The organism is Vibrio wakamikoensis, from assembly GCF_050337275.1.
Taxonomy (GTDB): Bacteria; Pseudomonadota; Gammaproteobacteria; order Enterobacterales; family Vibrionaceae; genus Vibrio; species Vibrio chaetopteri.
Map to the genome: position 1 here is coordinate 120701 of NZ_JAKJST010000013.1, position 14667 is coordinate 135367.

Genomic DNA, 14667 nt, shown 5'->3' on the forward strand with positions numbered 1-14667 from the left:
TAGGTCACTATTTCCAAATTTGATTTCATGAAAGAGTTTCATGGCCAATGAAAAACTTGCCATTGCACTCAATATTCAGCAATTTCAAAAATTTCCCTTCAATTCCATGTGAGTTATATCACGCTTAACGGACCTCATATAAGAAATACTCAGCTTGAAAACGGTTTCATGCAGGGGCGTATCGAGGTTATTTTGGCGACTATCAAAGATGTTTCAGAGTTAGCAGGTGTATCTCAGGCGACAGTATCACGAGTCATCAACGGTACCAGCCGAGTGAGTCACGACAAAAAGCTGAAGGTTGAAAAAGCCATTAAAGAGCTGGCTTATAAACCCAACTCAATCGCCCAAGCGCTTGCGTTTAGTCGCACCGGAAGTGTCGGTATCATGGTACCGGAACTGGGCGGCCCGTTTTATTCTGGGATACTTCACAACATGGAAGAGCACCTTAGACGCTTTGGCTATCATGTCGTCGTCAGTGCGGGTTCGAATACGGAAGCGAGTCAAAAAGAGTCGATTGAGTTTTTAATTAGCCGCCGAGTCGATGCGTTGATTGTTCATGCGCAAAATGTTCCCGATGACTACTTAATTCAAATTGAAGAGTCAGGTATTCCGCTTGTGATTATCAATCGATTCATTCCGGAAATGAAATCAAGTTGTATCACCATCGACAATGAACTTGGTGGAAAAATAGCAACACAATATCTCCTTAAAATGGGTCACACGGATATTGTTTGTATTACAGGTCCTTTAGATAAATCCGATGCTAGAGGACGTCTGCAAGGTTATAGAAATGCACTGTTTGACGCAGGTATTGAATATGATGAAGTGCTTGTTGCCGAAGCGTCATTTACCGAAGAAAGTGGTGCCAGTGCAATGGAAAAAATAATAAGGAGGAAATGCCACTTTACCGCAGTATTTGCTACTAATGATCATATGGCTTTAGGTGCGTATGAGGTGCTGGCAGAGCAAGGATATTCAGTGCCAGAACAAGTGTCACTCATTGGATTTGATGACATTTTGTTCGCTCGTTATTTAACGCCAAAATTAACGACAATGAACTTCCCAATTGAACAAATGAGTTTGGAAGCTGTACAGCTTGTTATTCAAAAATTGGGGAATAATAAGTGCGACGTTAATTTTAAACTACTCCCTTCACTAGTGGTTAGAAATTCAGTTAAGGATCTACTTACTACCCTATAATTCTATTAAGGATATAACATGAAATTAAAGAGTTTAGTACTTTATAGTGCGATTTCGCTTGGAACAATTACCGCTGTTAATGCAGAAGAAGCGATTCGTTTTGATGGTTTTCCAGATTTTGACAGCAGCTTGAAAGTTCTGCTACCTGAGTTTGAAAAGGAAAATGACATCAAGGTTGATTACTTGATGAACAACCATGGTGACCATCACACTAAACTGACAACTAACCTAGCGACGGGCTCAGGTGCGGGTGACGTCATCGTTGTTGATGTAGAGAAAATTGGTCCATTTGTAGCGTCTGGTGGTTTGGTCAACCTTTCTGAAAAATACGGTGCAGATAAATACGCTGAGCGTTTTGCTCCCTACGCATGGGCGCAAGGTAAGGGCTCTGATGGCAACATGTACGGCATTCCAGTGGATCTAGGCCCTGGCGTTATGTATTACCGTACAGATCTATTTGAAAAAGCGGGTATCGACGTGAAAGATGCCATCAAAGATTGGGACTCTTACATTGCTGCAGGTGAAAAACTGAAGCAACAAAACGTTCAACTGATCGCCTCTGCAGCGGATGTTGCACAAGCAATCATCTACACCACAGTACCTGAAGGCGAAGGTCTTTACTTCGATAAAGACGGTCAGCCAGTCGTTACCTCTGAGCGTTTTGTACACGCTTTTGAAGTCGCGAAGAAAATTCGTGAAAAAGGTCTAGATGGCCGCATTTTGGCATGGTCAAACGAGTGGTATGAAGGTTTTAGAAATGGCACGTTTGCGACTCAACAGTCGGGTGCATGGCTGCTTGGTCACTTGAATAACTGGATTGCACCAGAAACAAAAGGTAAGTGGGCAGTATCAAATCTACCTGATGGCATCTACGGCAGCTGGGGCGGCTCTTTCCTTTCTATCCCTACTCAGTCACAGCACCAAGATGAAGCTTGGAAGCTGATCGAATTCATGACAGCAGATCGTGACTCACAGCTTAAGCACTTTGAGACGATTGCTGCGTTCCCAGCTAACGTAACGACTTACGACGACAAACTGTTTGACCAAGAAGTTGAGTTCCTTGGTGGTCAAAAAGCGCGTCAGCTATTTGCTGAAGTAGCGAACAACATCAAACCGGTTGCACCAGCGAAAGGTGACCACGTTGCTCGCTCAATCGTTCTAGAAAATGCACTGATGGAAGTATTGGATGAAGATAAAGACATCAAAACTGCATTGGCCGAGGCTGAGCGCCTAATTAAACGCAGAACGCGTAACCTTTAATCCGTTTTTGAGTTTGATTTAAGGAAGCGTGCTAGCGCGCTTCCTTCTTTAAGAGGTCGTTACTATGAGTCATTCAGCGAGCAACGTCATGGAAGCAACATCAAGGCAGAGTATTATTGCTCGTATTAATGCCAAGGCATTAGCCCCCTATGGGTTTTTGTTGCCGTTCCTAATTATTTTTTCTGTATTTGGTATTTTTCCACTTCTATTTTCAGTGTTCCTTTCTTTTCACGAATGGAACCCAGTAGAAGGTCTTGGCGCGATGAACTTCGTGGGACTAGAAAACTACCACATTGCGCTTACCGACCCGTGGTTGTGGCGCTCCCTTAAGAACACATTTTGGCTAGCAATCACTTCTGGTGTGGCGCAGCACTTAGTCGCGATTCCAGTGGCTTATATTTTGGTCTCCCTTGGCGACAGACTTCGCCATTGGCTGACGTCTGCGTACTTTTTGCCTTTCATCACATCAACAGTCGCCGCGTCACTTATCTTCTTCAATATGTATTCGCCAAGCTCAGGCATCATCAACCAAACGTTGATTTACTTGGCTGATACCACGGTTCTTGGTTGGGCATTTGCGTGGGTCAATGACTATCAACCTATCCGCTGGCTTGACGATGCAACGCTAATCAAACCATCGATTGCCATCATGGTTTTTTGGAAATACACCGGTTTTAACATCGTTCTTTACACCACAGGTTTAATGACGATCCCTAAAGATATCTTAGAAGCTGCACGAATGGATGGTGCTAACGCGCTTCGTCGCTTCTGGCATGTTTCACTACCCATGATTCGTCCTTTTGTCTTTTTTGCTGTCACCATGACCATCATCGGTAACTTGCAGTTGTTCGAAGAACCTTTCGTACTGACTCGCGGTGGCGGCGGTACTGGTCAGGCGGGTCTAACCATCTCTATGTACTTGTACAAAGTGGGTTGGGAATGGCTAGAAATGGGCACAGCATCTGCAATTTCATGGCTACTGTTCGCGCTCATCGCCGGATGTACAACAATTCAATTTTTATTCTTTGGTAAGAAAGGTTTAGGGGAGCACTAATATGACGACTCTAACGCATAACTCGAATGCCGTAATGGCAAAACTAAAACCGAGCGATCGCACTGTAGAGCTGCTGGTGAAAGCGTTAATGGTGCTGCTTGCAGCGATACTTATCGTCTCTGCAATTATTACCGTGTTCCCGTTTATTTGGTCGGCACTACTGTCGACACGTGACCGCAGCGAAATCTTTGGAACTGGTATCAGTTTTGCCATCGGAGATAGCTTGGCGATTAACTACGCGAAGCTACAAGAAATCATGCCTTTCTGGCAGGCGATGTTTAACTCTGTCTACGTGGCCTTTGTAGGTACCACCATTTCCCTGCTGTTCTGTAGCATGGGTGGTTACGCTTTTGCGGTTCACAAGTTCAAGGGTAAGAACATCTTATTTGGCATGCTGGTAGGCTCGATGATGATTCCACCAGTATTGAGCTTGATTCCTTACTTTATGATCGTGAAGTTTCTAGGATTGCTCGATAACCATGTTGCGGTATGGCTTCCATTTACCACGACGCCGTTTGGTATTTTCCTGATGCGTCAGCACGTGGTGGCCTCGATTCCACGTGAGCTTCTTGAAGCGGCCAAACTAGATGGTGCTGGTGAACTACGTACTTACTGGAGCGTGGTACTACCGCTGATGAAACCCGCGCTTGCCACACTTGCGATTGTTCAGTTCGTTTTCTTCTGGAACATGTTCATGCAGCCTTTGGTAGTTCTGAACTCACCTGAAAACTACGTGATTACTCAGGCACTAAGAAGTGTGCAGGGCATACCAAATACCCCATGGGGCGCAGTAATGCTTGGTACCACTATCTCAATTCTTCCACTGGTTGTGACTTATCTGTTTGCCTCTAAACAGATGATTAGCGGCTTAACATCTGGCGCAGTTAAGGGGTAAATGATGCCACAGTTTCAATTGCCACTTGGCTCAAAAATGCGTGACCCACAGTTTGTCTTTGGTGTTGCTACCTCCTCTTATCAAATTGAGGGCGCGACGAAAGAAGGCGGGCGCTGCGATTCGATTTGGGACACGTTTTGCCGACAACCGGGCAAGGTAGACAACGGTGACAATGGCGATATTGCTTGTGACCATTACCACCTGTGGGAACAAGATATCGAGATGATTCATTCTCTTGGTGTCGACGCCTACAGGCTGTCAATTGCATGGCCGCGTATCCTGCCTGAAGAAGACGCGGTCAACGTTCAAGGCTTAGCGTTTTATGAGCGCATTATCGACAAGTGTCATGCTCTCGGTATGAAAGTCTACGTCACGCTTTACCACTGGGATTTGCCTCAATATTTAGAAGACCGAGGTGGATGGCTTAATCGTGAAACGGCGTATAAGTTTGCTCACTATGCTGAGGTAGTAAGTCGCTACTTTGGTAATAAGATCGATGTCTACACCACGCTAAACGAACCGTTTGTATCCGCTTTCCTTGGTTATCGCTGGGGGATGCATGCACCTGGCGTAGTCGGGGAGTCTGAAGGGCTTTTAGCGTCGCATCACCTATTACTGGCACATGGTCTAGCAATGCCAGTACTGCGTGAAAACGCGCCTGATTCATTGCATGGGATTGTTTACAACGCCACACCGTTCTATCCAGAAAGCGAAAAGGACGAAGGTGCGGCTATGTACAAAGACGCCGCGAATTATCACTGGTTTATGGATCCGGTGCTTAAGGGAAGTTATCCCGAATTAGTACTAGAGCGCGAGTACGCCCACAAACCTATGGTGCTAGAAGGGGATCTAGAGATTATTTCTGCACCGGTAGATTACATCGGTATTAACTACTACTCACGTGGCGTAGTGCGTTTTGATGAAAATGGCGATATCGAATCAGTTCCTCAATCCGAATCAGAGCACACCGATATCGGTTGGGAAATTTACCCGCAGGGACTGACCGATCTGTTAGTTCGAATCAAGTCACGCTATCCAAACCTGCCACCGATCTACATTACTGAAAATGGCGCCGCAGGCAATGATGAGTGTATTGAAGGAAAGGTGGATGACGAACAGCGTCAACGCTACCTGCAACAGCACTTGCTTGCTCTAGATAAGGCGATAGAAAGCGGCGTTAACGTCCACGGTTACTTCGCTTGGAGCTTAATGGACAACTTTGAATGGGCGTTCGGTTACGTCCAGCGATTCGGCATTGTACATGTCGACTATCAAACACAAAAAAGAACACTGAAACAGAGTGCGATTGCCTATCGCAATATGCTTCTAGCGCGCTCTGAGGAGAACAAAAATGGCTAAAGTAGAATTTCGTAATATCAAAAAATCATTCGGCGACGTAGAAGTCGTAAAAGAGTTCGACTTTACCGTCCAGGACGGTGAGTTCGTGGTGTTTCTTGGCCCTTCGGGTTGCGGAAAATCAACAACTTTAAGAATGCTGGCTGGCTTAGAAGACATCACATCAGGTGATATCTTTGTGGGCGACAAGCGCATGAACAAAGTGGACGCAAAAGACAGAGACTTGGCGATGGTGTTCCAAAGTTATGCTTTGTACCCCCACATGACAGTGTATGAAAACATTGCTTTTGCTCTCAAACTAAAGGGCATGGCTAAGCGTGATATCGATGTTGAAGTTCGCAAAGCCGCGACCATGCTAGAGCTAACGCCACTGCTCGATCGTAAGCCGAAAGAACTGTCTGGCGGCCAACGTCAACGTGTCGCGATGGGGCGTGCGATGGTACGCACACCGAAGGTATTTTTGTTTGATGAGCCATTGTCGAACTTGGATGCCAAATTGCGCGGCACAATGCGAGAAGAAATCAAAGAACTGCATCGTAAACTACAGACCACAACCATTTACGTGACTCACGACCAGATCGAAGCCATGACGCTCGCTGATCGCATCGTCATTCTGAAGGATGGCTACGTTGCACAGGTTGGCACACCAACGGATGTCTTTAAACGTCCAGCCAACAAGTTTGTTGCTCAGTTTATTGGGAACCCATCAATGAACATGCTCGACGCACAGCTTGTCGACATCGATGGCGAATTTTTCGTTGAGCTTGGTGATGTACATATTCCACTGCCAGAACGCTTTAAAGCGCACGCTTCAAAAAATGTTGCTCTGCACTTTGGTGTACGTCCAACAGATCTTTATCTTCGCCCTGAGCAAGTCGACCATGACCGTGTGCTCCCAATCCCTGTATCAATCAAAGACAAGGAACTACTTGGCGCGAGCATCCTGTTGAAGACCGAAGTGGCTGGTCAGCCATTTGTAGTTGAAACGCAAGCGGCAGAAGTCGACGTTGACGATCTCATTCTTTATCTGGATTTAGATGCAATCCACTTGTTCGATGCCTTAAGCGAAAACTCACTCGCCATCGACTAGTCCGCAAGCGAACGATTTTAATTTAACTTTGAATAAACCCCTTTGAGAGTTAAGGGGTTAGGGAACACGACGATGAAATTTGGATATTTTGATGACGCAGCAAAGGAATATGTCGCCACGACACCGTGCACACCGATTAAATGGTGTAATTATGTGGGCACGCTCAATTTTGGCGGCTTGGTGGATAGTAATGGTGGAGTGCTGCTGTGTAAGGGGGACCCAGCACTCAACAGGGTCACCAAATACATCGCCCAGCTGCCAAACTCCGATTTTAAAGGGTCTACGACCTATATTAAGGTTCAAGACGCTGATGGTAATGTAGAAATTTTCTCGCCTTTCTACACGCCGACACTCAAGCCTCTGGAGCGTTATGAAAACCATACAGGCTTGTCGTACACCACCATCGTATCGGAAGGGTATGGGGTGCGTTGTGAAGCGACGTTCTTTGTACCGCACAACGATCCCGTTTTGCTACAGGATATTAAAGTTACCAACATCTCTGACAAACCACTGCATGTAGATGTGATTCCAGTGTATGAGTTCACTCACTTTGATGCTTTAAAGCAGCTCCTTAATGCTGACTGGGTACCACAAACCATGACGCTGAAAGCGCACAAGCAACAGAGCGGTCATACTGTGCTGGAACAATACGCCTTTATGAAGCGAGATTTTGCCGTAAACCTAATGACGGCAGACAGAATCGCGACTTCATTTGATGGTGATCGTCAGCAATTTCTTGGCAATATGAGCTATGGAAGTTGGGCAGCACCGCAAGCGTTAAATCACCAAGAGCTGAACAATTCTGAATGTCTGCGTGGTGACAACATTGGTGCACTGAACCTAAGATTAGGCTGGCTAGAGCCAGAACAGCAAGAGCGCACTGTGGTGCAGCTAACTCAGATGGAAAGTTTAGAACAAGCGACCGATCTGCTTGCTAAATATCGCGATCACCAAACGGTCGATGAGGCGTTTAACGCGTTGGTTTCTCATTGGGAGCAGTATTTAGCAACACTGCACGTCGACACGCCTGATCCGGCAATGAACTCAATGTTAAATGTGCACAACCCGCGTCAGTGTCACACCACGAAAAACTGGTCGCGTTACTTGTCGCTGTATCAACTGGGCTATGGTGCGCGCGGTATTGGCTTTAGGGATTCTTCTCAAGATACCTTGGGTGTTATTTCACATATGCCAGAAGAAGCTCGCGAGTTGATTGAGCGATTGCTAACAGTACAAAACACCGATGGTTCGGCTATGCACCAGTTTTTCCCGTCAACCATGGAAGCGAATGCAGGTGACTCACGGGAGGAAGAAGACCGTCCAGATTATTACGGTGATGATCACCTCTGGATTATCTTTGCGGTCACTCAGTACGTAAAAGAGACCGGTAATGCCGCGTTCCTAGATAAGGTGCTACCTTATTATCAAAAAGATAAACACGGCAACCCTATTGAGTCGGCGAGCATTTGGAATCACTTGTGTCGCGCGATTGAGTTTACTTACAGCAATCGTGGCCAGCATGGTTTGCCGCTGTTAGGTTTTGCGGACTGGAATGATACGGTGAACTTGCCGACGGGCGCTGAGTCTATGATGATCGCCAATATGTACGGTAAGGCGCTACTGGATATGCTCGACCTCTGCAAACTGCGTACGGATAGTGCGTTAGAGCAGCGCTTTGAAGAGTACTATAAAGAGATGCAGCGTATCGTCAATGACTTTGGTTGGGATGGGCATTGGTACATTCGTTACTTTGATGAGAAAGGCGAGCCGATCGGCTCACATGTGAATCAGCAAGGGCAGATATACACTAATGGCCAAAGCTGGCCGGTTATTTCAGGTTTTGCTACTGAAGAGCGTGCGACTCAAGCGTTAGATTCCGTGTATCAAAAACTCAATACACGTAATGGTATTAAGTTGTCGACACCGGGCTACAACGGGTTTGATCCAAAATTGGGCGGTGTATCCACTTATCCTCCGGGCGCGAAAGAGAATGGCGGTATATTCTTGCACTCTAACCCATGGGTCATGATCGCTGAAGCGAAAATGGGCAATGGTGATAGAGCTTATGAATACTATCGTCAAATTAACCCTGCATCGAAAAACGATCACATTGATGTGTTTGAATCTGAACCCTACTGCTATCCGCAGAACATTTTAGGGGATGAGCATGAGCAATTTGGCTTAGGAAGAAATGCTTGGTTGTCGGGTACGTCGTCTTGGACTTATGTGGCGGGTACACAGTGGATTTTAGGCGTTCGACCAGATGTCGATGGCCTAATCATCGACCCATGTATTCCGAAAGCCTGGCCTGGATTCAAAGTGAAACGTCAGTTCCGCGGAGCAACTTACTGCATTGAAGTGACTAACCCAGAGCATGTTTCGAAAGGGGTTACGAAAGTGAAGGTTAATGGCGAACTGATTGACGGTAACAAGATCCCGGTGCTTGCAGAAGGTGAACACCAAATCGAAGTGACACTCGGTTAAATAAAAAAAGGGGCGCTTAGCGCCCCTTATGACGGTATGGTGGTTTAGGCTTGATAGCTAATCTGACATTGCCAAGTAAAACGCTCCAGCTGGTTGGGACTTAGCTCTTTAAGACCGATTTGATTATTAAACGCATTCGCCGGGCAAGTCATGGGTTCAATAGCCAACGTGGGCTCTGAGTTGGGTGTATAGAGTTGGATGAATGGGTAGCTTGCGTCTTGCTGGTAACGAATAGAGGCTCGTTGATCTGCTCGCTCAAGAGACAAAGCGATAGGGCGTGACAGCTCGAACTGAAAACAGTGATTCAGCTCCGCGTCGCCTAACCAAGCGCCATGGGCAAACTGGTCAAATGGTTTGAATGAACCAGTAGGAAGGCCCGATTCTGAAACGAGTTCTTGGCTAGACGGCATGTTTAGTTTTACTTGGTCACGCTCGCAGCCTAAAGAGAAATATGGGTGCCATGCATCACCATAGGGCAGAGAGTTAACGCCGGTATTCGTGATTTCGGTGGTGCAAGTTAAGACACCATCAATATCGATACGGTAGATGACATCTAATAGAAAGCTGTGTGGGAAACCAGCACAAAGGTGCTCGGTGTTGTAGCGAAGGGTCACTTCGGCATAGTCAACATTGGCATCGGTATGAAGGATTGAGAATGGTTGATTGTAAAGTAACCCGTGAACAGCATCTTGAGACCAAGGGAAGTTAGCGGGTAGGGTAAATGTTTGCTGTTGGAATAAGTATTGCCCCTTTTCTAGGCGGTTTGGGAATGGAAACAGTTTGGCGCTACGAGAAAAGAACGGATGAGTTTTGGTTAATTCTTCCGCACTCTGATAGCCCTGAATAAATGAGAAAGGACTGTTGTTGATAATGAGTTTATTTATTACTGCGCCAAAGTCTTGGATGATTTCCAATATTATACCGCATTTTGAGTTTTTAATTTGCAATGAACCAAAGTGGCCAAATTTATCTTGGGTTATTTTAAACATTTTCGACTCCATTTTTATTTGATGCTATCACAATAAAAAAGATATTCAATAAGGGATTGTTATGATTCTTAATATAGAAAATACTACTTACAAGGGCACAGTGAATGAACTGTGTGCTAAGGGAAATGCGGTTGAATTTATTCAACCGTGGTACGTGCCTATCTCAACAACCCCAGACAACACAGGAATGGCAGTAGGTGGGATTGGCAGCGCATTCACGCTGACGCCGCTTGGTTCTACACCAAACTTTAGCTTTGTTCCGGGGATTTTTATCGATGTTGAATCTGAGGAATTAAACTTTAACGATTTCCACGTTTCAGTTATGGATATTCCGACGGTTGAAAATTTAGCAATAACTGATTTGGATGGTTTGATTCAATATCTTAAATATTACCCGGTTGTGCTGAATGGAAAGATAGCGACCGATATTTCAAGAAAAGATATAGAGAGTGAAATTAAACGTTCTCTGATTGATGCTACGTTTTATAGTGAAAATAAAGATGGTTTTTTAAAATGGAACGTTGAGTTCTCTGATAAAACACTGCATAACTTGGAGCTTGATGCAAATAGTGTCTCGACACAGGTGCGAGTTGCTGTTGATTTTTTTGATGGACATTTGGTCAACAATACAGCCCAGCTTCGCTCGTTAAATGCGGTTGGCCAGTCGGCGATCGAAAGTGTGGCTCGTGAAGACATTCATTACCAAGCCATGTATCCCATTGCGCAGTATCAGTATTCGTCGTTTGAAGATATCAAACTGACTCGAAATGTAGTGTCACCTATTGTTAAGGGTGACAAAACACTGTGCTCGTTGCCGCTGCACTGGAATCTGTTCTCAGTAGAAAACAGCAGTAATGAAACAAAAGTAGTGACGATTGTTCAGCCACTCACTAATCTTATTGGCTCTACCTACCGCAAAGGCCGCGATGGTGTGCAAGATTCATTTTGTACTCTTACGCAAAACCCAATCGATCAGTCGCACCGTCCTGTCACCATTACAACGGATAATTCGGTATTTAAGGGCGTGGCACAGACAAGTCAGTCACCTTATGCGTCTGATATTGAGGGAGAAGTTTGCTTTGGTGTTCAATCGGACTCGGATTTACTTAAAAGCGGCAAAGTCACCGTCTCCATAAAACCGTCGCTCTATATCACACAATCCCAAAAAGCGCTGGAAACCAGCTTAAAAACTGGCCGAACCAATCAGTTGTTCGACAAAGGCATATACAGTGGCCGTGAATGCTTACAGGGTCTGGTTTGTGTTCAAGTGGAGCTTGAGCCAGGTCAAACGGTCGATCTTCGTTTCGTTCAGGTCATGGATCACAGCAAAATCTCCCTTGATGGATGGGAATCGAGAAAATCGTACGCTCAATTCTACCAAGAATCACACCCTGCACAGTCAATACTTAAAGATACTCTGCCAAAACTAAGCGATATCGAGCATCGAATTGTCTCTCAGCAGGAGGCATTTTACCAAGAAGCTCAAGCGAACTTTGAAAGCAGTGAGAGCGCAGCCCGCTTTACTACAATGGCAATGAATACACTGTCGTTTCTAGCAGAATCGACAGTGTGGGATTGTCAGGATAAGTTTTTGGTGAAAGAGTGCGTGGACTATCCGTTCTTTAACTCTCTTGATGTGTATTTCTATGGCTCATTCTCTCTGCTTTATCTACTGCCTGAGCTTGATGGTGTTGTCATGCGCGAGTTTGCTGACGCAATTATGGCATCCGATCCAACCAAGCGTCGCTATTGGGAGTACGCCGAAAAGCCAAACGCAGAGTTATGTGATACCAAGTATGAAGGCGTGCGAGCGATCAAAGGTGCGGTTATCCATGACTTAGGTAGTCCTTACGACATTCAGCCAGACGCCTATGATTGGCATAACGTGAAAGAGTGGAAAGATCTTGCACCCAAATACATTCTAATGGTTTACCGTCACTATGTGCATTCTAACGATTTGTCGGTCGTTCAAGCCTGCTGGCCTGCCATTGTGGAAAGCGTTGAGTATTTGACGGCGCTCATTGAAGAGGGTGACACACTGCCGCTGACGCGTGGTACGGATGATACCTTCGATAACTTGGCCTCTCATGGCATCTCCATTTATTGTGCTAGCTTGTGGTCTGCCGGACTTAAAGCCGCCAGTAAACTGGCTAAATTGATGGATGAAAAGGACTTAGCAGATTGGTATCAACAACGTTCGTCTGCTGCGTTAGACACGTTGGAGCGCGCATTGTGGGATGAAAGAAATGGCTATTACCATTTCTTCGCAACGCCTGTACAAGCCAAGCATTTAACGGGTGAAACCAATGACTCTTTACAGTCATTAGGCCTATCACTAACTGGCGATAAAACTGAAGATAAAAAAGTAATCAACGCTTACTTAGATAGTGTTGACCTTGAATCTGAACTGAGCATGTTCGAGCAGCGAGTCTCTAAAAAGCATCGTTTACTAGAGCTTGCTCCGGATGTGTTTACCGCAGCGTACAAGGACATCTTACTTGACTCAGATAACAGCTTTGGCGATGCCTTGCTTGCTGACAGTTATTTGAAACTGATTGGTGATAAAGGGCTGTTTGAAGATCACAAAGTCGCTCGTACCCTTGATTACATCTACCGTACAAACTTCAAAGAGAATAGTCCGAAGTTGGGTGTGGCTAACATGACCCTTTGCGATGGCGCACCCCATGATGCGTTTCAGGCACAAGACGTTTGGATTGGAGTGCAGTTCAGTACTGCAACGGCGCTAAAACTTGCAGGAAAACAGCAGCAAGCTGAGGCTTTGATTGATTCTGTCTATACAGCGCTCTACCACTACGCGAAGATCCCATTTGCCGCGCCAGAAGGGTTTAACTGCTCAGTGGCTGTTTCTCAGTCTGATTTAGTCGAGCAATTTGGCGTAGCGGAATCCACGGCTGAGCAATGGCTGCAAGGTCTGAAAGCAACAAATTGTATTTTGGCTGATGGCAGAGTAAATCCAGATTTGACGTCGGACTTTGCTGAGTTTCGTAGCGTGTTTACAGAAGCTATGCCTGACGAACAGGCGGTCAAGCTACAAACTTGGTTGCTCAATACAGGGCTCAAATATACCGCTGGGCGCTACTTCAGACCGGGTATGATTTTCTCTTATTTATACTAATTGCAGAAAGCAGAGAAAAGATATCAATAGATTTATACAAAGGGTTAGGAGGATATCCTAACCCTTTTTTTCGTCTTTAATTTTATTGTTTTCACCGCAGGAGTCGCGGATGATCAAGTGAACAAAGTCATCCTCGCTGGTTTGATATTCTTCTTCAACGAAGAGGCCAAGAGCGCTAGCAACTCGTGTAGCCGCAAGTCGACCGAATTGGAGGGACGGTTGGCGAAGGGTCGTTAACGCCGGGGTAAATACCGCAGACACTTCATGATCATCGAATCCGACCACGGAGACTTGATGCGGTACCTGTATACCGGCCTCTTTGAGCGTACTGATCGCTCCAAAGGCCATTTGATCATTGGCAGCAAAAATGGCGGTAAATTGCACGCCTTGGCAAAGGAGCTTGCGCACTGCATCGCGTCCACTGGCTACATCGAACTTCCCATTGACGACTCGCTCGGGGCAATAATCAATACCGGCTTTATCAAGTGCCTGCTTGTAGCCGAGAAGTCGCTGCTGAGAATCTGGGTGAAAGACTAAGCCTGAAAGGTAGACGATGTCGGTATGACCGAGCCTTAACAGGTGGTTTGTCGCCATGTCCCCCCCGACTAATCCACTATTGCTAATGCAGTGAATGTTTGGGTGTTTGATATCGTGGCCTCCAATAGTAATGATAGGAAGTTGCAGAGCTATCTCGATAAGCTGTGGTGCGGTTAAGCTACTACCAATAACGACAAGAGCATCCACCCCTTGGTGAATCAGTTGCCTAGTGCGTGTCTGTTCTTGTGTGTTGTTCCAGTTGCCTATCATAACAACAGGGGAGAGCTGATATTTGCCTAGCTCACCCTCAAGACCTGACAAGATGGCGTTGCTGTGAGGGCAAAGCGCGTACGGCGAAAGTACCCCAACCAGATAATTCAATTTGTCGGTCACTTTGTTTTTTGTTGGCTTCGGCTGATAGCCTAGTGTGACCATGGCTTTCTGTATTCTGAGCTGTTTATCACGGCTCACAAAGCCACGCTGATGAATATAGCGATTCAAAGTCGATATGGAGACAGATGCGGCTAGCGCAATGTCATTTAGGGTAGGTTTTGAGCTTGGTATTCAATTTATAAAATCAACTAAAACAATAAACTAGCACGTTATCGATGTTTAAAAAGGGGATGGCTCACAAAAAGCAATTTGAGCTGGCTACCCGAGCCAGCT

At 45.7% G+C, this 14667-nt stretch carries 10 protein-coding genes; 8 read left to right on the forward strand and 2 right to left on the reverse strand.

Annotated elements, in window-relative coordinates:
- Positions 1–192 precede the first annotated feature (192 nt).
- From L4C42_RS03680 to L4C42_RS03710, 7 genes are all read left to right on the forward strand, one after another.
- Positions 193–1200, forward strand: coding sequence for a LacI family DNA-binding transcriptional regulator (locus tag L4C42_RS03680; protein ID WP_353498704.1), 1008 nt, complete (start codon positions 193–195; stop codon positions 1198–1200).
- An 18-nt stretch (positions 1201–1218) separates the two neighbouring features.
- The gene (locus tag L4C42_RS03685) at positions 1219–2460 is read left to right on the forward strand and encodes an ABC transporter substrate-binding protein (protein ID WP_112461087.1); all 1242 of its coding nucleotides are present in this window, start codon (positions 1219–1221) and stop codon (positions 2458–2460) included.
- 64 nt (positions 2461–2524) lie between these two features.
- Complete coding sequence (locus tag L4C42_RS03690; RefSeq protein ID WP_042499607.1) at positions 2525–3514, forward strand: carbohydrate ABC transporter permease; 990 nt, start codon at positions 2525–2527, stop codon at positions 3512–3514.
- A gap of 34 nt (positions 3515–3548) precedes the next feature.
- Positions 3549–4409, forward strand: coding sequence for a carbohydrate ABC transporter permease (locus L4C42_RS03695; RefSeq protein WP_418642273.1), 861 nt, complete (start codon positions 3549–3551; stop codon positions 4407–4409).
- A gap of 3 nt (positions 4410–4412) precedes the next feature.
- A complete protein-coding gene (locus L4C42_RS03700) occupies positions 4413–5768 on the forward strand; it encodes a GH1 family beta-glucosidase (protein ID WP_353498703.1) in 1356 nt (451 codons plus the stop codon).
- Positions 5761–6855: an ABC transporter ATP-binding protein gene (locus tag L4C42_RS03705; RefSeq protein WP_353496405.1), complete on the forward strand. Its 1095-nt coding sequence runs from the start codon at positions 5761–5763 to the stop codon at positions 6853–6855. The genes L4C42_RS03700 and L4C42_RS03705 overlap by 8 nt, the downstream gene beginning before the upstream one ends.
- Positions 6856–6927: 72 nt before the next feature.
- Positions 6928–9339, forward strand: coding sequence for a glycoside hydrolase family 94 protein (locus L4C42_RS03710; protein ID WP_353496404.1), 2412 nt, complete (start codon positions 6928–6930; stop codon positions 9337–9339).
- 44 nt (positions 9340–9383) lie between these two features.
- On the opposite strand, the gene L4C42_RS03715 is transcribed toward L4C42_RS03710, so the two are convergent.
- On the reverse strand, positions 9384–10328 hold the full coding sequence (locus tag L4C42_RS03715) for an aldose 1-epimerase (protein WP_353496403.1): 945 nt from the start codon (positions 10326–10328) through the stop codon (positions 9384–9386).
- 61 nt (positions 10329–10389) lie between these two features.
- Between L4C42_RS03715 and L4C42_RS03720 the strand changes: the two genes are divergently transcribed.
- Positions 10390–13464, forward strand: coding sequence for a GH116 family glycosyl hydrolase (locus L4C42_RS03720; protein WP_429759369.1), 3075 nt, complete (start codon positions 10390–10392; stop codon positions 13462–13464).
- A gap of 57 nt (positions 13465–13521) precedes the next feature.
- On the opposite strand, the gene L4C42_RS03725 is transcribed toward L4C42_RS03720, so the two are convergent.
- Entirely contained in the window at positions 13522–14565 is a 1044-nt protein-coding gene (locus tag L4C42_RS03725) for a substrate-binding domain-containing protein (RefSeq protein WP_429759573.1), read from the reverse strand.
- Positions 14566–14667 lie beyond the last annotated feature (102 nt).

Bases quoted from the DNA above. Each gene is read 5' to 3' on its own strand.
- L4C42_RS03685 (WP_112461087.1), top strand. From the start codon at position 1,219: ATGAAATTAAAGAGTTTAGTACTTTATAGTGCGATTTCGCTTGGAACA.
- L4C42_RS03690 (WP_042499607.1), top strand. From the start codon at position 2,525: ATGAGTCATTCAGCGAGCAACGTCATGGAAGCAACATCAAGGCAGAGT.
- L4C42_RS03695 (WP_418642273.1), top strand. From the start codon at position 3,549: ATGGCAAAACTAAAACCGAGCGATCGCACTGTAGAGCTGCTGGTGAAA.
- L4C42_RS03700 (WP_353498703.1), top strand. From the start codon at position 4,413: ATGCCACAGTTTCAATTGCCACTTGGCTCAAAAATGCGTGACCCACAG.
- L4C42_RS03705 (WP_353496405.1), top strand. From the start codon at position 5,761: ATGGCTAAAGTAGAATTTCGTAATATCAAAAAATCATTCGGCGACGTA.
- L4C42_RS03710 (WP_353496404.1), top strand. From the start codon at position 6,928: ATGAAATTTGGATATTTTGATGACGCAGCAAAGGAATATGTCGCCACG.
- L4C42_RS03715 (WP_353496403.1), bottom strand. From the start codon at position 10,328: ATGTTTAAAATAACCCAAGATAAATTTGGCCACTTTGGTTCATTGCAA.
- L4C42_RS03720 (WP_429759369.1), top strand. From the start codon at position 10,390: ATGATTCTTAATATAGAAAATACTACTTACAAGGGCACAGTGAATGAA.